This window comes from Stenotrophomonas sp. YJH_SMC_33, assembly GCF_059372295.1.
Map to the genome: position 1 here is coordinate 82,058 of NZ_JCAFVJ010000014.1, position 18,764 is coordinate 100,821.

16 protein-coding genes are annotated in these 18,764 nt (G+C 67.7%); 12 read left to right on the top strand and 4 right to left on the bottom strand.

What is annotated here, in order from left to right:
• The first annotated feature begins 65 nt into the window (after positions 1–65).
• The 9 genes from AC5P9W_RS17645 (at position 66) to AC5P9W_RS17685 (ending at position 9,543) form a co-directional block, all read left to right on the top strand.
• Positions 66–893 carry a 2-keto-4-pentenoate hydratase gene (locus AC5P9W_RS17645; RefSeq protein WP_188250478.1) on the top strand — a complete coding sequence of 276 codons (828 nt, stop codon included), beginning with the start codon at positions 66–68 and terminating at the stop codon, positions 891–893.
• Positions 894–933: 40 nt separating this feature from the next.
• On the top strand, positions 934–1,935 hold the full coding sequence (locus tag AC5P9W_RS17650) for a TRAP transporter substrate-binding protein (protein ID WP_021204623.1): 1,002 nt from the start codon (positions 934–936) through the stop codon (positions 1,933–1,935).
• Between the two features lie 10 nt (positions 1,936–1,945).
• Entirely contained in the window at positions 1,946–2,476 is a 531-nt protein-coding gene (locus AC5P9W_RS17655) for a TRAP transporter small permease (RefSeq protein WP_031270840.1), read from the top strand.
• A 3-nt stretch (positions 2,477–2,479) separates the two neighbouring features.
• Positions 2,480–3,763 carry a TRAP transporter large permease gene (locus tag AC5P9W_RS17660; protein ID WP_206621831.1) on the top strand — a complete coding sequence of 428 codons (1,284 nt, stop codon included), beginning with the start codon at positions 2,480–2,482 and terminating at the stop codon, positions 3,761–3,763.
• Between the two features lie 17 nt (positions 3,764–3,780).
• Positions 3,781–5,370, top strand: coding sequence for a family 43 glycosylhydrolase (locus AC5P9W_RS17665; protein WP_019337389.1), 1,590 nt, complete (start codon positions 3,781–3,783; stop codon positions 5,368–5,370).
• A 39-nt stretch (positions 5,371–5,409) separates the two neighbouring features.
• Complete coding sequence (locus tag AC5P9W_RS17670) at positions 5,410–6,468, top strand: LacI family DNA-binding transcriptional regulator (RefSeq protein WP_019337388.1); 1,059 nt, start codon at positions 5,410–5,412, stop codon at positions 6,466–6,468.
• A 197-nt stretch (positions 6,469–6,665) separates the two neighbouring features.
• Positions 6,666–7,514 carry a 5-dehydro-4-deoxy-D-glucuronate isomerase gene (gene kduI, locus AC5P9W_RS17675; protein ID WP_019337387.1) on the top strand — a complete coding sequence of 283 codons (849 nt, stop codon included), beginning with the start codon at positions 6,666–6,668 and terminating at the stop codon, positions 7,512–7,514.
• A gap of 71 nt (positions 7,515–7,585) precedes the next feature.
• Positions 7,586–8,341, top strand: a complete 756-nt coding sequence (gene kduD, locus AC5P9W_RS17680) for a 2-dehydro-3-deoxy-D-gluconate 5-dehydrogenase KduD (protein ID WP_005421125.1) — start codon at positions 7,586–7,588, stop codon at positions 8,339–8,341.
• A gap of 101 nt (positions 8,342–8,442) precedes the next feature.
• Positions 8,443–9,543 (top strand): GDSL-type esterase/lipase family protein, encoded by a 1,101-nt coding sequence (locus tag AC5P9W_RS17685; protein ID WP_021204625.1) that lies wholly within the window; start codon positions 8,443–8,445, stop codon positions 9,541–9,543.
• A gap of 55 nt (positions 9,544–9,598) precedes the next feature.
• Here the strand turns inward: AC5P9W_RS17685 and AC5P9W_RS17690 are convergent, their stop codons facing one another.
• Entirely contained in the window at positions 9,599–10,258 is a 660-nt protein-coding gene (locus tag AC5P9W_RS17690; protein WP_021204626.1) for a DMP19 family protein, read from the bottom strand.
• Between the two features lie 31 nt (positions 10,259–10,289).
• Complete coding sequence (gene phhA / locus AC5P9W_RS17695; protein WP_021204627.1) at positions 10,290–11,183, bottom strand: phenylalanine 4-monooxygenase; 894 nt, start codon at positions 11,181–11,183, stop codon at positions 10,290–10,292.
• 125 nt (positions 11,184–11,308) lie between these two features.
• On the opposite strand from phhA, the gene AC5P9W_RS17700 reads away from it, so the two are divergent.
• The gene (locus tag AC5P9W_RS17700; protein WP_004153377.1) at positions 11,309–11,791 is read left to right on the top strand and encodes an Lrp/AsnC family transcriptional regulator; all 483 of its coding nucleotides are present in this window, start codon (positions 11,309–11,311) and stop codon (positions 11,789–11,791) included.
• An 85-nt stretch (positions 11,792–11,876) separates the two neighbouring features.
• Positions 11,877–13,874 (top strand): hypothetical protein, encoded by a 1,998-nt coding sequence (locus tag AC5P9W_RS17705; protein WP_021204628.1) that lies wholly within the window; start codon positions 11,877–11,879, stop codon positions 13,872–13,874.
• 41 nt (positions 13,875–13,915) lie between these two features.
• Here AC5P9W_RS17705 and AC5P9W_RS17710 read toward each other — a convergent pair whose 3' ends face one another.
• Positions 13,916–14,908, bottom strand: a complete 993-nt coding sequence (locus AC5P9W_RS17710; RefSeq protein WP_021204629.1) for a patatin-like phospholipase family protein — start codon at positions 14,906–14,908, stop codon at positions 13,916–13,918.
• A gap of 173 nt (positions 14,909–15,081) precedes the next feature.
• On the bottom strand, positions 15,082–16,095 hold the full coding sequence (locus tag AC5P9W_RS17715; protein WP_111099286.1) for a TIGR00266 family protein: 1,014 nt from the start codon (positions 16,093–16,095) through the stop codon (positions 15,082–15,084).
• 159 nt (positions 16,096–16,254) lie between these two features.
• On the opposite strand from AC5P9W_RS17715, the gene AC5P9W_RS17720 reads away from it, so the two are divergent.
• Positions 16,255–18,525, top strand: coding sequence for a TonB-dependent receptor domain-containing protein (locus AC5P9W_RS17720; protein ID WP_188250482.1), 2,271 nt, complete (start codon positions 16,255–16,257; stop codon positions 18,523–18,525).
• Positions 18,526–18,764: the final 239 nt, after the last annotated feature.

The window sequence follows — 18,764 nt, forward strand, 5'->3', positions numbered from 1 at the left end:
TTACCATATACACCTCCTGCAGACGCTGTCGATGGGCAGTGCAACAACGCAGAGGGAGACCGTTCTTGAGCAACGAACACGGCACACAGGGGCAGAGGCCGGCGCCGGACGGTGCAGCCGCCATCGCCCGCGCCTTCACCGATGCACGCCGCGCAGGCAAGGCCCTGCCCGCGTTCCCCGGAGAGATCCCCGTCGATCTGGTGGCTGCCTACCACGTGCAGGACCAGGCCATTGGCCTGTGGAGCGATACGGTGGTCGGCTGGAAGGTGGGTTACATCGCTGCCGAGCGCCGCGACGGCTCCGGCGATGAGCGCCTGCTGGGGCCGATCTTCAAACGTCAGCTCTGGAATGATACCGGTGGAACAACCGACATCCCGGTCTTCGTCGGGGGCTTCGGCGCAGTCGAAGCAGAGTACGTGCTGGAGCTGTTGGAGGACGCGCCGGCCGGAGAGCTGGACTGGTCCCCGGAACAGGCCGAAGCGCTGCCTGCGCGCCTCTATATCGGCGTGGAAGTGGCCAGCAGCCCGCTGGCCACCATCAACGAACTTGGTCCGCGCGTGGTGGTGTCCGACTTTGGCAACAACAACGGCCTGGTGCTGGGCCCGGAGATCGTCGACTGGACCGCACGCGACGAAAACTCGCTGCGTGCCGAGACACTGATCGAAGGTGAGGTGGTCGGCACCGGTGGCGCCACCCGCCTGCCCGGTGGCCTGCGCGCGGCCTATGCCTTTGCGCTGTCCCGTTCGGCCCTGCGTGGCCGGCCGCTGCGCAAGGGCGACCTGATCGCCACCGGCAATGCCACCGGCATCCACGATATCGAGGCAGGACAAACGGCGCTGGTGCGCTTTGCCGGCTTCGGTGACATTGCCTGCCGGGCCGTGCCCGCGGGATGACCGCGGGGCTGCCCTGGTGAACACGCGCGGGAGGGCGCAGATGATCACACGACGTAACTTCCTGGCCGGTGGCGCTGCTGCCCTGGCCACCCCGATGCTCGCCGCCTGTGGCCGCGGGCCGGGCGGCGATATGGCCGGTGGCGCGCTGTTGACCGCCACCGACGTGCATGTGGCCGACTACCCTACCGTCACCGCGGTGAAGTGGATCGGCGAAACGCTGCAGCGCGAAACCAACGGTCGCCTGCGCCTGCGCCAGTACCACTCCGGCCAGCTGGGCCGCGAATCCGAGGCGATCGACATGGCGCGCTTCGGTGCCATCGATATCACCCGCGTGTATGCCGGTGCGCTGAACAATGCCTTTCCGCTGACCCAGGCGCTGTGCCTGCCCTACGTGTTCACGTCGGTGGCGCACCAGCGTGCCGCGCTGGATGACGGCGTGGCCGAAGCCGTGCTGCGCGGCTTCCAGGGCCGCGGCCTGGTCGGCCTGGCGATCTACGATTCCGGTGCACGCTGCTTCTACAACACCAAGCACCCCATCGTTTCGCCCAAGGACCTGCACGGCCTGAAGCTGCGCGTCGCCTCATCGGACATCTTCATCCAGCTGATGCGCCTGCTCGGCGCCAATCCGACGCCGATGTCGCTGGGCGACACGTTCTCCGGGATGGAAACCCACATGATCGACGGCGCCGAGAACAACATGCGCAGCTTCCATTCCAGCCGCCACTTCGAAGCGGCGCACTACTGGTCGCAGAGCGACCATTCGTACGCGCCGGATGTGTTGCTGATGTCGCGCGCCAGTTTCGAACGCCTGTCGCCTGACGACCGCCAGCTGCTGCTGCAGACCGCGCGCGCGTCGGTGAAGGTGATGCGCGAGCAGTGGGATGCGTCGGAGGACGCCGCACGCCGCGCCGTCCTGGCCTATGGGGTGAAAGCCAACGAGGTGGACATGCCCGCCTTCCGCACCGCCGCCCAGCCGCTGCTGCAGCAGTACCTGCAGCAGCCGGAGATTGCCGCGCTGGTCGACCGCATCCGCGCCGCCTGAGGACACTGCCATGATCGAGACGACGACGCCCGCCACCGGGCCTGGCCAGCGCCTGCTGGACCGCATCGCCGACATCGCCATCTACGGCGCCGTTGCTGCCCTGCTGGGGCTGGTGGTGGTGCAGGGCTGGCAGGTGTTCGCGCGCTACGTGATCAACGATTCGCCCAGCTGGACCGAGCCGGTCACGCTGCTGCTGCTGGCCACGGCGATGAGCCTGGGCGCCGCCTGCGGTGTGCACACCAACCGCCACTTCGGCTTCTTCCTGCTGCATGCCTGCCTGGGCCCCGGCCTGCGCCGTGCGGTGGACGTGCTGGTGCAGCTGGTGGTGGCGGTGCTGGGAGGCTTCATCGCCTTCTGGTCGGGTGATCTGCTGCTCGACGGCCTGGACATCAAGACCGCCGGCGCCGATCTGCCGCAGAGCATCAACTACCTGCCACTGGCGGTGGGCGGCGGGCTGATGCTGCTGTTCGCGCTGAACCGTGCGTGGAACGCGCTGCAGGCCCGCGCCACCGGCGCCGAAGACGCTGAAGGAGATCGTTGATCCATGGGTATCACCATCCTGTTCTCCGTGTTTGCCGTGCTGCTGCTGCTCGGCGTGCCGGTGGCCTACGCGCTGGCCGCTGCCGCGCTGGCCACCCTGCTCTACCTGGATATCCCCAGCATCGTGCTGGTGCAGCAGATCTCGGCCGGTACCGGCTCGGCCTCGCTGATCGCCATTCCGTTGTTCATCTTCGCGGGCGAGATCATGATGCGCGGCGGCATCTCCGAGCGCCTGATCGCCCTGGCCTCGTCGCTGGTGGGGCGCTTGCGCGGTGGCCTCGGCCAGGTCTCGATCCTGTCCTCGCTGTTCTTCGGCGGCGTGTCCGGCTCGGCCATCGCCGACGTTTCGGCGGTCGGCGGCACGATGATCCCGCAGATGGTCAAGCGCGGCTACGACCGCGATTTCGCCGTCAACGTCAGCATCACCGCCGCGCTGGTGGCGCTGCTGGTGCCTCCGTCGCACAACCTGATCCTGTTCTCCGCTGCCGCCGGCGGGGGCCTGTCCATCGCCGACCTGTTCGCCGCCGGCATTGTCCCTGCGCTGCTGATGACGCTGGCGCTGATGGTCACCGGCTATGCGGTCGCACGTCGCCGCGGCTATGGCGTGGAGGTCTTTCCCGGCTGGCGTGCCGTGGCCCTGCGCATCGTCTCCGCCCTGCCCGGCCTGGGCCTGGTCGCGCTGATCTTCATCGGTATCCGTGCCGGCATCTTCACCGCAGTGGAAAGCGCAGCCATCGCCGTGGTCTACGCCTTGCTGGTGACCACCGTGCTGTACCGGCAACTGCGCTGGCGCGAGTTCTTCGACACCGTCATCCACGCTGCGCGCAGCACGGGCGTGATCCTGTTCGTGATCGCCACCGCTGCCGTGTTTGGCTGGCTGCTGGCCTACCTGCAGGTGCCCGCAGCCGCCGTCGAGTTCCTGCGGTCGTTCGCGCACAGCCAGTTCATGGTGCTGCTGATGATCGTGGTGATGCTGCTGCTGCTGGGCACCTTCATGGACCTGGCGCCGATGATCCTGATCTGCACGCCGATCTTCCTGCCGGTGGCGCGCGCCTACGGCATCGATCCGATCCACTTCGGCCTGGTGCTGGTGCTCACCGGTGGCCTGGGTCTGGTCACGCCCCCGGTGGGCTCGGTGCTGTTCATCGGCACGGCCATCGGCAAGATCAGCGTGGGCCAGAGCATGCGCACGATCTGGCCGTTCTGGTTCGCCGCGCTCGCCGTGCTGCTGGTCGTGGCCTTCTTCCCCTCACTGTCGTTGTGGCTGCCCGCCGCGCTGCGCGGCTGAGCCACGAGGAGACTGCCATGCGTGCACTGTGTATCGCCGCCACCATCACTCTGCTTGTGCTGTTGCTGCCGGCACGGCCTGCACCCGCGGCGGAGCCCGCGCGCGCGCCGGCGCAGTGGGCGCGGGGGCTGGAACACCAGCGCCAGGCGGACCGGGGCGATGGCACGTTCCTCAATCCGGTGCTGGCCGGTGACCATCCGGATCCCTCGGTGCTCAAGGACGGGGACGATTACTACCTCACGCTGTCGTCGTTCGACGCCTACCCCGGCCTCCCGATCTGGCACTCGCGCGACCTGGTGAACTGGCAGCCGCTGGGACATGCGGTCACTCGCAACGTGGGGGCGATCTGGGCGCCGGACATCGTCAAGCATCGGGGGCGCTACTTCATCTACTTCCCGGCCCGCACCGGCGAGCGCCGCAGCAACTTCGTGGTCTGGGCCGATGACATCAAGGGCCCGTGGAGCGCGCCGATCGACATCGGCCTGGGTGGCTACATCGATCCCGGCCATGCAGTGGGTGAAGACGGCAAGCGCTACCTGTTCCTCAGTGGCGGTGATTACGTGCAGCTGGCCGACGACGGGTTGAGCGTGGTCGGCACGCCGAAACACGTCTATGACGGCTGGCGCTACCCGCAGGACTGGGACGTTGAGGCCTACGCGCAGGAAGGCCCGAAGATCCACGTCCGCGACGGCTGGTACTACATGACCACGGCAGTGGGCGGCACCGCCGGTCCGCCGACCGGGCACATGGTGATCACCGCGCGCTCGCGTTCGATCCACGGACCATGGGAGAACGCGCCCAACAACCCGATTACGCGCACGCAGTCGGCGGCCGAGCCCTGGTGGTCACGCGGCCACGCGACGGTGATCGAAGGGACCGATGGACGCTGGTGGATGATGTACCACGGGTACGAGAACGGCTTCTGGACGCTGGGTCGGCAGGCCCTGCTCGAACCGATCGAATGGACCGCTGACGGCTGGTTCCGGGCCACGGGCGGAGACCTTGGTCAGCCACTGCGCAAGCCGGCCGGACAGGCGCTGTCGCCGCATGGCATGGCGCTGTCGGATGATTTCCGCGGCAGCACGCTTGGCCCGCAGTGGGCGTTCTTCAACCCGGCGCAGGATGAGTACCGCCGGCTGGGTTTCAGTGGCAACGGCCTTGTCCTGCAGGGCAAGGGCAGCACGCCGCGCGACGCCTCGCCGCTGACCACCATCGCCGGCGACCGGGCCTATCAGTTCGAGGTGGAGATGGAGATCGCCCCCGGTGCCGTGGGCGGCGCGCTGCTGTTCTACAGCGACCGGCTGTACGCGGGCGTGGGCAGCAACGGCGAGTCGTTCATCATGCATCGCTACGGCGAGGAGCGCCCTGCCCGACCGGCCCCGGGCCGCGGCGGCCGGCTGTGGTTGCGGGTGACCAACAACCGCCACATCGTCACCTTCCACTCCAGCACCGACGGGCACACTTGGCAGAAGTATCCGGTTCAGATGGAAGTGTCCGGTTACCATCACAATGTCGCGGGCAGGTTCCTGGCGTTGAAGCCGGCGCTGTATGCGGCCGGCGACGGTGCGGTAACCTTCCGCAACTTCCGCTACCGCGCGCTGGACTGAGCGCGGAGCCGGAATCCCCAGACTTACCGGGTTCAAAACATGTCAGTGCGCAACAAGAACGATGCCGCTACGCCGGCATTGGCGAAGGGCAAGGCAGCCACCATCAACGACATCGCGCGACTGTCGGGTGTATCCAAGAAAACGGTTTCAAGAATCATCAACAACTCGCCACTGGTGCGCAAGGACACGCGCGACAAGGTGGAAGCGTTGATGCGTGAAGTGGGCTATACGCCCGATCCACTGGCCCGCGGGCTGGCGTTCCGCCGCTCCTTCCTGATCGGCATGGTCTACGACAACCCCACCGCGCAGTACATCGTGGACATGCAGTACGGCGCGCTGGATGCATTGCGTGGATCCAGTTTCGAGCTGGTGGTGCATCCCTGTGACAGCCGCAGCCCCGGCTACATCGAAGGCGTGCGTCGCTTCGTGCAGCAGCAGAAGCTGCACGGCGTGATCCTGGTGCCGCGTGCCTCGGAAGACCAGGCGCTGGCGGACATGCTCGATGAGATCGGCTGCCGGTTTACCCGCGTGGCAGCGCTGCCGCTGGACGAAAGCTCGCAGATGGTGGTCACCCATGACCGCGATGGTGCGGCCGAAGCCGCCGACTACCTGCTCTCGCTCGGCCACCGTGACATTGCCCTGGTGACCGGTCCCAGCGCCTACCGTTCGGCCCATGAACGTACCGCCGGCTTCATCGACGCACTGTCGCAACGCGGTATCGAGCTGCCGAAGGACCGCATCATCGAGGCCGGCTACACCTTCGAATCCGGTGTCGCCGCTGCCGAGAAACTGCTGCTGGGCAAGCGCCGCCCGACCGCCATCTTCACCGGCAACGATGAAATGGCCGCCGGTATCTACAAGGTGGCGCTGCGCGCGGGCATCAACATTCCGCGCCAGCTGTCCATTGTCGGCTATGACGACAGCCCGCTTGCCTCGCGCCTGTGGCCCTCGCTGACCTCGGTGCGCCGGCACACGCGCGATACCGGACGCACCGCCGCGGCGATGCTGATCCAGCCCGAAGGCCAGGCCGCGCTGCCCATTGCCAGCGTGCGGCCGCACCTGATCGTCCGCGATTCCTGCCAGCCGCCGGAGGATTGATCCCCAAGGATCAATCCTGCAGGTCACGACCTCTGGTCGTGACACGCCCCTGCCCCATCCACCCGATCCACCCCGCCATGCCCGGGCCATCCCGGCATCGTGCGACGCAAAATGACACCGGTTTCCTGTCTGGCTAGAATCGACCGTGAACCGCGCCGGGGCCGACCCGTCGGCCCGCCCCCCGCTCTGGAGACGCCATGTACAGCAAGACCCATTACGCCACCCATCCCGATGCCATCCACGGTGCCAGCAACGACCAGCTGCGTGACCTGTACCTGCTCGATGGCCTGTTCAACGCCGGTGCCGTGACCCTCAAGTACACCCACTACGAGCGCTTCGTGATTGGTGGCGCCGCCCCGGTGGACGCACCGCTTGCGCTGCCCACCCAGACCGAACCCGCTTCGGCCGCAGGCCACCCGTTCCTGGAGCGCCGGGAACTGGGCGTGATCAACGTCGGCAGCGGCACCGGTACGGTCACCGTGGATGGCACCGGCTACACGCTGGGTCCGAAGGACGGTCTGTACGTGGCCATGGGCAGCAAGGAGGTCGTGTTCGCCTCGCAGGACGCCGCCAACCCCGCCCAGTTCTATCTGGCCTCGACCCCGGCCCATGCCCGCTTCGAAACCAGGCAGCTGTCCATCAAGGACGCCGTTGCACTGGACCGCGGCGCGCTGGAAACCAGCAACGAGCGCACCATCTACCAGTACATCGTGCCGGCCACCTGCCAGTCCTCGCAGCTGCTGCTGGGCCTGACCGTGCTCAAGCCGGGCAGCGTGTGGAACACCATGCCGCCGCACCTGCACGACCGTCGCAGCGAGGTCTACTTCTACTTCGACCTGGGTGACAGCGACCGCGTCTACCACTTCATGGGCGAGCCGGCCGCGCAGCGTCACATCGTGATCCAGAACAACGAAGCGGTCGTGTCGCCGCCGTGGTCGATCCACATGGGCGCCGGCACCAGCAACTACGCCTTCATCTGGGCGATGGGTGGCGAGAACCTGGACTACACCGACATGCACGTGCTGGACATCTGCCAGCTCAAGTAAGCCCGCCTGGCCGCCGCGCACCGTGTGCCGGCCGTCGACACCGCTCGTCTCTATCAAGGAACGCATACGCAATGGCTAATCCCTTCAGCCTGGAAGGCAAGGTCGCTCTGGTAACCGGTGGCAATACCGGTCTGGGCCAGGGCATCGCCGTGGCACTGGCCGCCGCTGGTGCCGACGTCGCCGTGGCCGGCATCGCCCCGCCCACCGATACCATCGAAAAGATCACCGCGCTGGGCCGCCGCTGCCTGGCCATCGAAGCCAACCTGATCAGCATCGAGCCGGTGGCGCGCGTGGTCCGCGAGACCATCGAAGGCCTGGGCGGGTTGGACATCCTGGTCAACAACGCCGGCCTGATCCGCCGCGCCGATGCGGTGGACTTCAGCGAGCAGGACTGGGACGACGTGATGAACGTCAATCTCAAGTCCGCGTTCTTCATTTCGCAGGCCGCCGGCCGCCACTTCATCGAACAGGGCCACGGCAAGATCATCAACATCGCTTCGATGCTGTCCTTCCAGGGCGGTATCCGCGTGCCGTCGTACACCGCCAGCAAGAGCGGCATCGCCGGCATCACCCGGCTGCTGGCCAACGAGTGGGCGGGCAAGGGCATCAACATCAATGCCATCGCCCCGGGCTACATGGCCACCGACAACACCGCCCAGCTGCGCGCCGACGAAGCGCGCAACAAGGCGATCCTGGAGCGCATCCCGGCCGGTCGCTGGGGCACGCCGGATGACCTGGCCGGTGCGGCGGTGTTCCTGGCCTCGTCGGCGTCGGATTACATCAACGGCGCCGTGCTGCCGGTCGATGGTGGCTGGCTGGCGCGCTGACGCGTGATCCGCGGTAGTGCCGGCCGCTGGCCGGCGTCCTGGCAATGCTTCCGCCGTTCATGAGGTTGCCGGGCAGCGGCCGGCACTACCGGAGACCGGACATGCGCACCCTGTTGCCTTTGTTGTTGCTGCTGTCGTGCACCACCGCGCAGGCGGCGCCCGTGCGGGTCTTCATTGCCGGTGACTCCACTGCGGCCGCATACGGCCCCGAGCGCGCGCCGCAGGCCGGCTGGGGCCAGGCGCTGCAGAGCTACCTGGACCCGGCGCGCTTGGAGGTGCACAACCACGCCAAGGGCGGGCGCAGCACGCGCAGTTTCATCGAGGAAGGGCGCCTGGAGGCCATCGCCGCCGAGCTGCGCCAAGGCGACGTTCTGCTGATCCAGTTCGGCCACAACGATGCGAAGTTCGAAGACCGCACGCGCTACACCGATCCGGACAGCGACTACCCACGCCTGCTGATGCGTTACGTACAGGTGGCCCGCGCAAAGGGCGCCACGCCGGTGCTGGTCACGCCGGTGGCGCGGCTGCTGTACGACTTCGGTTCACTGCTGGATACGCATGGCCGCTACACGCAGTCGATGAAGGCGTTGGCCGCGCGCGAGCAGATTGCGCTGATTGATCTGAATGACCGCAGCATGCGCTGGATCCGCGCGCTGGGTGAGGAGGGCGCGCGACCCTACTTCCTGTTCGTGCCCGAACAGAACAAGGCCGACGGCACCCATTTAAGCGTGGCCGGCGCACATGCGGTGGCCTGCCTGGTATTGCACGAGGCGGTGCCGCTGCTACCCGCGCTGCAGCCGGCGCTGGTGCGGGATATCGACTGCGACGTGGTGGCGGAAGGGCAGGGTAGCGACCCAGCCCTGCCCTCGCAGGTGGTGCACGAAGACAGTGTTGTGCGCACGCAAGCAGGCCCGCACGGCGGTGCCGGCCCGACCACGGCGTATCCGCTCTTCGCCGATGCCGAAGGGCTGCCGTTCGTGCTGCGCAAGCGTGTGCTGCACAAAGGCGCGGGCATCGGCCTGCATCCGCAGCACAAGGACGAGATCTATTACATCGTCAGTGGGCAGGGCAGTTATGTGCTGGATGGCAGGCAGTACGACGTGCACGCCGGGCACGCGCTGCTGACCCGCAAGGGCAGCCACCATGCGCTGCAGCAGGTGGGTGAGGAGGATCTGGTGGTGCTGCTGGTGTACCCGCGCTGATAGAAACGTAGCCGAGCATGGGCTCGGCTCTACAGAACAGCGCCGGCGTGCATGGTCATCGTCGTTCGACAGGCTCCGGGCCGAAGTGCTTCAGCCCCAACCTGGCCAGGTCTTCCGGTCGCTCGAAATAGGCTTCGTCGAAGGCGTGCAGCGCCTCCTGCTCCTGTTCGGTCATCGCGCCGTACAGGTCGGTCAGTTGCTTGACCGCCGGGTCATCTTCCAGCCGGTCGACCAGCCCGCGCATGCCGGCCAGGATCGCGTGGGTCTTCGCCGCGCCCATCGCCTGCAGCGCACGCAACGCCAGCTGGCAGGTCGGGTCGCCCCAGTTGCACAGGAACTGCATGAAGCCGCCGTTGTTGATGTCGGCCTCCATGCGCCACAGCGCCACCAGCTGCTGGTCTTCGTCGGACAGCGCATCCAGCGTCCACGCGGCTGCCTTCAGTCGCGCCAGCGCGGCCTCGTAGCGGTCATCCCAGACCTGGTTGAGGATATCGACCACGCCAGCCTCGCGCGCCGGCAGCAGCGCCGGCCAGTTCACGCCCAGGCCATCGGCGGTGGCGACCCACCGCGCGCGTTGCCCTGCATCGGCTTCGAACAACGCAGGTACCCAGCGCAGCGGCTGGCGGGTACGGCGGCCATCGGCCAGGGTCAGCAGGATGAAGTCGTCGTCGAAAGCGACATCGGTTACGCGCAGCGAAGCAAATGCATCAGTCATGCCGTGCAGGATAGCCGCGCGGCAGCGCGCATCACACGTCGCCGCCGTCCGCCCAGCCTTCACCCGTGCCGGCCTGGAACACGTGATCGTCAGCCTGCACGTCACCGGCAGGCAGGTGCGCCTGGTCGGCCAGTGCCGCGTAGATCGGGGTGAAGTCCGGCGACGTCGCCTGCATCAGCTGTTCAAAGCTGTCGATGACGAAGTAGGTCTTCTGGAAGGTGTCGATGCGGTACTTCGTTCGCATGATCCGCTGCAGGTCGAAACCGATGCGGTTGGGTGCGGCCGATTCCAGCGAGTACAGCGACTCGCCCTTGGACGACACGATGCCGGCACCGTAGATGCGCAGGCCGTCGAGCGTGTCGATCAGGCCGAACTCCACCGTGTACCAGTACAGGCGGGTGAGGTTCTGCAGCGCGTCCGGGCCGATCGCGTGGGCTTTGACGCCGCCACGGCCATAGGCCTCCATGTAGTCGGCGAACACCGGGTTCATCAGCAGCGGCACATGGCCGAACAGGTCGTGGAACAGGTCCGGCTCGGCGATGTAGTCGATCTGGTCCGGGCGACGGATCCACCAGGTCACGGGAAAGCGGCGGTTGGCCAGGTGGTCGAAGAAATCCAGTTCCGGCAGCAGGCCTTCGACGCCGACCAGGGTCCAGCCGGTGGCCGCGCCCAGCACTTCGTTGAGCTGGTCGAAGCGCGGAATCATGTGCGCGTTCATGCCCATCTCGTCCTGCGCGTCCAGGAATTCCTGGCAGGCACGGCCGACCAGCAGCTCGCGCTGGCGCTGGTACAGCGTGCTCCAGGTGGCGTGGTCGTCGGCGCTGTAGGTGTCCCACGGCTGCTCGACGAGCGCGGTGGTGTACACCGGCACGTAGCCCTTGTCGGTCTGCTGGTGTTCGACGCGGCGGGGCTGGGCGAGGTCCATGGGGCACTCCTTGAAGGGATAGCCACGATGCTAGGGCAGGGCGCGCGCAACAGGGTTGCAAAAGTTGCGCCGATTGGCATTGTTGGCGCAATATCCTTGCGCAGTCACCATGTTGCGGAGCAGCAATGGCCGGAGAAGTCCAGTTTGATCGCACGGATATACGCCTGCTGGCTGAAATCCAGCGGGATGGGCGCGCCACCAACGCGGAGCTGGCGACTCGGGTGAACCTGTCGCCCTCGGCCTGCCTGCGCCGCCTGCAGCGGCTGGAAAGCGAGGGCGTGATCGTCGGCTACGGCGCGCGGCTGGAGCCGCGGCAGCTGCGCCTGGGCCTGCAGGCCTTCGTGCGCGTGCAGTTGGAAAAGCACGACCAGGCCGCCATCGGCCACTTCGTGGACAGCGTGCAGGGCTGGGACGAGGTGGTGGCCTGCCATGCGCTGACCGGCGACATGGACTACCTGCTGCACGTCTACGTGCGCGACCTGGAGCACTTTTCGCACTTCCTGCTGGACCGCCTGCTCAACGCCGGCGGCGTGGCCGACGCCAATTCCAGCTTCGTGCTGCGCACGGTGAAGGGTTTCCAGGCATTGCCGTTGTCGCAGCTGGAATGAGCGCAGCGGCGATTTGACGCGGCCGGGCGGGTAGCCGAGCATCACCGCCCTGCGCGCGCCGCAGCGTTCCTTTCCGGTTCCACGCATGTCCGAACTCCAGCACCCGGTGCCCACCACCATCTTCCTGCCGCTGCAGCGCAAGTCGCTGGCACGTTACATCGCTCACGGCACGCCGCCGCAGACGGCAGTGGAGCAGGCCGGGCTGATGGCCGCGCAGTTGTGCCGGACGCGCCTGCATCCAGCGGCCGAGATCGAACGCCTGCTGCATGATGCCTGCGCGCTGTTTGCCGGCAACGAAGGCGCCGCCGCGGAGCTGGCCGGCCCCGGTGGCGGAGGCCAGCCGGAGCTGGATGCCTGGCTGACCGCATTGGCCGCCCACGGCGTGCTGCTGGCGCCGGCGCAGATCCTGCAGGACGTCATCGCGCAGTCGCCATTGGAGTATCCGGGCCTGGCCCTGCAGCAGGCCTGCCAGGAAACCCTGACCGAGCATGAGATCCGCTTTCCCGCCACCTTTTCCAGTGACGAGGCGCTCACGCAGGATGACGTGGCCGCCGAGGACGCGCGTGCGGTCGAACACCATGGCCTGTACACCTCCGAGCAGGCCCGCGTGCTGCGCGCCATCGCCGCCAACCCCGATGAGCTGATCGACCTCGATGGCTATGCCGGCACCGGCAAGGGCCACCTGGTGCTGGCGCTGATGGAGGCGCGGCCCGGCCGCTACACCTACGTGGCGCCCTCGCGTGGGCAGGTGGAAGCCTTCCGCAGCCGCGTGCCGGCCAGCACCGCGGTGCGCCTGCTGACCCAGATCGAGTTCGCCAACCGCGTGGCGCAGCATGCCGCGCGCAGCGGCCACACCGGTGGCTTCGTTGCCAGCTACCGGCGCAGCACCCGCACGCCGCGCGAGATTGCCGGCCGCATCGGCCTGCAGGGCATCGGTGGGCGCAGCCCGGAGCAGGTGCTGCTGACTGCGTTCGAGGCCATCAACCGTTGGTGCGCGTCGTCGGCACCGGGCTTGGCGTTCCAGCATTTCGACCGTTCGGTGCCCGCCGCGATGCTCGACGTGTCGCCGTACATGGCGGCTGCCGAGCACGTCTGGCGCTGCATGTTCGACGCCGAGCTGCAGCGGGGCACGCTGCTGAGCCTCAGCCCGGCGCACATCGGCAAGTGGTTGGCACTGCGCGGCGTTACCCCGCCGCTGGACATGGGCATGCTGCTGGTGGACGAGGCGCATGACCTCAGCCCGTCGTGGAAGCAGTTGCTGGCCGGCCATGCGCCTGGCGTGGTCAGTCTGGGCGATCCGCATCAGTGCCTGTCCGGCACGGTGCCGCGCTGGGGCGCGTCGAAGGTGCTGGAAATGCACCAGTCGGTGCGCCAGGGCAACCAGGTCGAGGGCCTGGTCAACCAGACCCTGGCGCTGGATGGACTGGGCCAGGACAGTGGGCCGTTCGTCGGTGCCGCCGACCGCGCCACCGGTGTGCTGCATTACCGCCACTGGGCGCAGGTACCAAGCGAGGGCCTGCGCATCCATGGCAGCGTCGCCGATCTGGCCCTCGATGCGGCGCAGCTGCAGGCGCTCGGGCTGCGGCCCTACCTGCATCCGGCATCGCTGCGCGCGCTGCGCGGTGTGTTGCAGCGCCCGCTGGATGCGTGGCGCCGTCGCCACGCCAGCGCATCGGACCCGGAGTGGGAGCGCTTCCTGGCCACGCAGGCCGACGAAGGGCAGGGCGCGCTGGTCGAACTGTTTGCGTCTGCCGATCGGGTGCAGTCACTGCTGCAGGCGCTCGATGACCAGGACACGCCCGCTGAAGGGCGGGTGGCGCTGTGCCTGGCCGAACACGCGAAGAACCTGCAGTTCGACGTGGTCTCGCTGTCACCCGGTTGCTTCAGTGCGGGGCAGGGCGGGCGCATCTGGCACAACCCGGTGCGCGCGGTCTATCTGGCACTCACCCGTGCGCGACGCCAGCTGCATGTGCCGGCCGATGGCATGGAACAACTGCAGCACACGGCGACACTGCAGGAGCAGGCCCGTCAGGCGCGCAGGCGCGAGCGGCAGCAGGCCAGCGGTTACCGGCCTGCGCGCTAGAACGCGCGCGTCGCTGTCTGGCAGCGACACGCCGGCTCAGCTCAGCACTTGTCCTTGCGGCCCATCAGCCTGCCCAGGCGCGAGGCTTCCTCGCACTTCGGCGCGGCCACGGGTGCCGGTGCGGCGGCCGCGGCGCGTGCACGCTGCAGCTGCTGGATCTTCGCGCGGATCTGCGGCATCGCGGCCATTGCGGCCTTTTCGCCCTCCAGGATCGCGGTGCCACGCTGGCTGAAATCGGCGGCGCCGATGTCCAGCACCTTCGGGCGGATGACGATGTCGGCGCGTGCCAGTTCCTGCTCGCCCAGGCGCTGGCCCATGATCGAGATGGACTGGTTGACGATGCCCAGCATGTCGGTCGGCGCCTTGCCGCTGGCCTTGCTGGAGATGTCCACGGCGATCACGAAGTCGGCGCCGAGCTGGCGCGCGGCATCGACCGGCACCGGGCTCACCACGCCGCCATCGATGTAGTTGCGGCCACCGATCTTCACCGGTTCGAACACGCCGGGAATGCTGCTGGAGGCGCGCACGGCCTGGCCGACGTTGCCGCGCACGAAGATCGCGCGCTCGCCTGTTTCCAGCTGGGTCGCGACGGCGGCGAACGGCTTCTTCAGGCGCTCGGCGGGGCGGTTGGCGACCTGCTCGTTGACGTAGTCCTGCAGCTTCTGGCCCTGCACCAGGCCACCGGAGAACAGGCGCACGTCGCGGATGCTGGCTTCATCCAGCGCCACTGCCTTGCTCTGCATCTGGAACGCATCCATGCCGCTGGCATACAGCGCGCCGACCACGCTGCCGGCACTGGTGCCGGACACCACGGCCGGTTCGAAGCCATTGGCCTCCAGCATCTTGATCACGCCGATGTGGGCGAAGCCCTTGGCTGCGCCACCACCGAGGGCGATACCGATCTTCACCGGCTTGGCCTGCGGTACCACGGTTGGCGCCGGCGGCGGCGCAGGGCGGACCGGGTCGCCACCGCAGCCGGCCAGCAGGCCGATCAGGGCGACGGACAGCAGCATGCGGGGTCGGAACAGGCTCATCGGCAGTGCGCTCGCGGCGCCGGATTCAGGAAAGGGCGCCAGCATACCGAAGGTGCCGCAGGGCGGGCAGGGTAGGTCGGCCCGCCCATTCATCGGATGCTTCGGGTAGTGCCGGCCGCTGGCCGGCACCCTCGTGAAACAGCCGGCCAGCGGCCGGCACTACCGCGAGGCGGTCAGAACCGGTTGTCGCCGTCCAGCATCCGGCCCAGGCCGCCCAGCACCGAGCCTTCGCCGCGGTTCTGGCCGCCGCCCTGCGGCGCGGCCATCCACATGCGGCCGGCCAGGCGCGAGAACGGCAGCGACTGCAGCCAGACCTTGCCCGGACCGGTCAGCGTGGCCAGGAACACGCCTTCGCCGCCGAACAGCATGCTCTTGATGCCGGCAACACGGCGCACGTCCATGTCCACCGTCGGGTGATACGCCACCACGCAGCCGGTATCCACGTCCAGGCGTTCACCGGCAGCCAGCTCGCGCTCGACCACGCAGCCGCCGGCGTGGATGAACACCCAGCCGTCGCCCTCCAGCTTCTGCATGATGAAGCCCTCGCCGCCGAACAGGCCGGTCATGATCCTGCGCTGGAACTGCACGCCGATCTGCACGCCGCGCGCGCCGGCCAGGAAACTGTCCTTCTGGCAGACCAGGCGGCCGCCGTGCTGGTCCAGCTTCATCGCCAGCACCGTGCCCGGGTAGGGCGCGGCGAAGGCGACCTTGCCCTTGCCGTGGCCGCTCTGGGTGTAGACGGTGGCGAACAGGCTCTCGCCGGTCAGCACGCGCTTGCCGGCGGCCATCACCTTGCCCATGAAGCCGCCGCCCTGGTCGCCGTTGGCGGCGCCGAACACCGTGTCCATCTGTACCGTGGCGTCCTTGAACATCAATGCGCCGGCCTCGGCAATGGCGCTCTCGCCGGGGTCGAGCTCGATCTCCACGAACTGCATTTCATGGCCGACGATGCGGAATTCGATGTCGTCGGCGCGGCCGCTGGCGGAGGGGACCGGCGGCGGGCTGTTCGGCATGCCCGGGGCCGCAGATTGCAGCTCCGGCACCTCGGCAATCGAGGTCCATCCGCTCATGCCCTGGCACCAGGCCAGCGCGCGCGGGTTGGCCCGCGCATAACGGCGCGCAGCCTGGTCATCAAGCGGGCCGATACGCTCGGCCTGGGCGGAGGCATGGAAATACCACTGGGTCATCGCGGCGGCTCCGCAGGGCTGGAAACCCCCGAGTCTAGCGAGGGCGCCCGGGCCGGGGCGACAGGCCCATGAACGGCGGGCATTTGCGGGGCAGGTGCTGTATTGCAACAATTATCTGGTAGCGCCGTTTTACCACCCCTCCAAACACAGCCTACCGCCATGTCCCCGACCCGTACTTCCCGTGGCCGCCTTCCGGTCGCGCGCCCCCTCGTTGCCGCTCTTTCCGCCCTGCTGCCGCTGGTTGCGGCCGCCCAGGAAACTCCCGCTGCCAAGGATCCGGTTGCCCTCGATGCCCTGCAGGTGACCGCGCAGCGGCGCGTCGAGAACGCCAAGGACGTACCGGTCGCACTGAGCGCGATCCAGGGCGAGAAGCTGGATGTGCTCGGCTCGGCCGGCGATGACATCCGCTTCCTGGCCGCACGCGTGCCCAGCCTCAACATCGAGTCGTCCTACGGCCGCGCCTTCCCGCGCTTCTACATCCGTGGCCTGGGCAACACCGATTTCGACCTCAATGCTTCGCAGCCGGTGTCGCTGGTGTATGACGATGTGGTGCAGGAAAGCCCGCTGCTGAAGGGCTTCCCGCTGTTCGACCTGGCCAACGTGGAAGTGCTGCGTGGCCCGCAGGGCACGCTGTTCGGCCGCAACACCCCGGCCGGCGTGGTCAAGTTCGATTCGGCGCGTCCCTCGCAGGATGCCGACGGTTACGTGCGCGTGGGCTACGGCAGCTACAACAGCTGGAACGTGCAGGGCGCCTACGGCGGCCCGCTGACCGACCGCTGGTCGGCACGCGTCTCGGCCATCTACCAGCGCCGCGACGACTGGGTCGACAACACCCGCGCCGGTGCGCCCAACAGTGGCTTCGAAGGCTATGACGAAGCCGCCGGCCGCGTGCAGTTCCTGTACGAAGGCGACGACTTCGAAGCACTGTTCAACCTGCACAAGCGCAAGCTCAACGGCACCGCGCGCCTGTTCCGCGCCAACATCATCCAGAAGGGCGGCAATTCGCTGGTCGAGAACTTCGACCGCGACAAGGTGGCCAACGACGGCGTCAACTTCTCCGACCTGGAGACCTGGGGCGGCAGCGCGCGCCTGCAGTGGAACCTCGGCTCGGTGACCCTGCACTCGATCACCGGCTACGAGACCGCCGAATCGCTCAACCGCGGTGACATCGACGGCGGCTACGGTGCGGCCTTCCTCGGTGCCGGCAACTACGGTCCGGGCCTGATTCCGTTCTCGTCGGAGTCGGCCGACGGCCTGCCGCACCACCGCCAGTGGACGCAGGAAGTGCGCATCGAGTCCAACGAATGGGGCCGCTTCGACTGGCAGGCCGGCGTCTTCTACTTCGATGAAGACGTGACCATCAACAACTTCAACTACGACTCGCTGACCCCGGGCAATCCGCAGACCGGCCACGTGGTGCAGAACCAGCGCAACAAGGCGTGGGCGGTGTTCGCTTCGGGCGACTTCGATGTCACCGACCGCTTCAAGCTGCGTGCCGGCGTGCGCTATACCCAGGACAAGAAGGACTTCAGCGCCAGCGTGCTGCAGGCCGTTCCGTTCGGCACCCCGGTCAGCGGCCCGTACCTGGCCAACTCCGACGTCAACGACGTCAGCTGGGACGTCAGCGGCGTGTACAAGCTGACCGACGACATCAACGCCTACGCCCGCGTCGCCAAGGGCTTCCGCGCGCCGTCGATCCAGGGCCGCCTGGCCTTTGCGCCGGGCCTGTCGCAGGCCGATTCGGAGAAGGTCATCTCGTACGAGGCCGGCATCAAGGCCGACCTGTTCGAGCGCCGCGCGCGCCTGGGCCTGAGCGTGTTCCGCTACAACGTTGACGGCCAGCAGCTGATCGCCGTGGGCGGTGCCAACAACACCGCCACCCTGCTCAACGCCGACAAGACCATCGGCCAGGGCGTGGAACTGGACCTGGAAGCCTACCTGGCCGACAACGTCCTGCTGACCTTCGGCAGCAGCTACAACGACACCGAGATCAAGGACAAGAACCTTGCGGTGGCGATCTGCGGCGGTGGCTGCACCATCAACGACCCGACCACGGTCATCAACGGCGGCACCTATGCGCTGGTGAACGGCAACCCGCTGCCGCAGGCGCCGAAATGGATCCACAACGCGACCCTGCGCGTGGGCTTCCCGCTCAGCGATGGCAGCGAGCTGTACGCCTACACCGACTGGGCCTACCGCAGCGCGGTGAACTTCTTCATCTACGAGTCGCCGGAATTCCGCGGCCGCAGTTCGCTGGAAGGCGGCCTGCGCCTGGGCTACAACTGGGATTACGGCCAGTACGACGTGGCGGTGTTCGGTCGCAACCTGACCAACCAGACCCGCGTGGTCGGCGCGATCGACTTCAACAACCTGACCGGCTTCCTCAACGAGCCGCGTACCTGGGGCGTGGAGTTCACCGCGAAGTTCTGATGCGGTGGTTGCGTTGATGCAATGCAGAAGGGCCGGCGCACTGCCGGCCCTTCTGTTTCCTGCTTCGTGTAGAGCCGAGCCTGCGCTCGGCTGCTCTGAGCCGAGCATGGCTTGTATGTTCCTCCCGGCTCCTACGCGGTATGTAGGAGCCAGGGTGGAGGGACCGTCAACATGATATCTGCGGATAGCAGCCGACAGACGAGCCGAGCGATCCCCATCCCGCACCTTAACGTCGATAA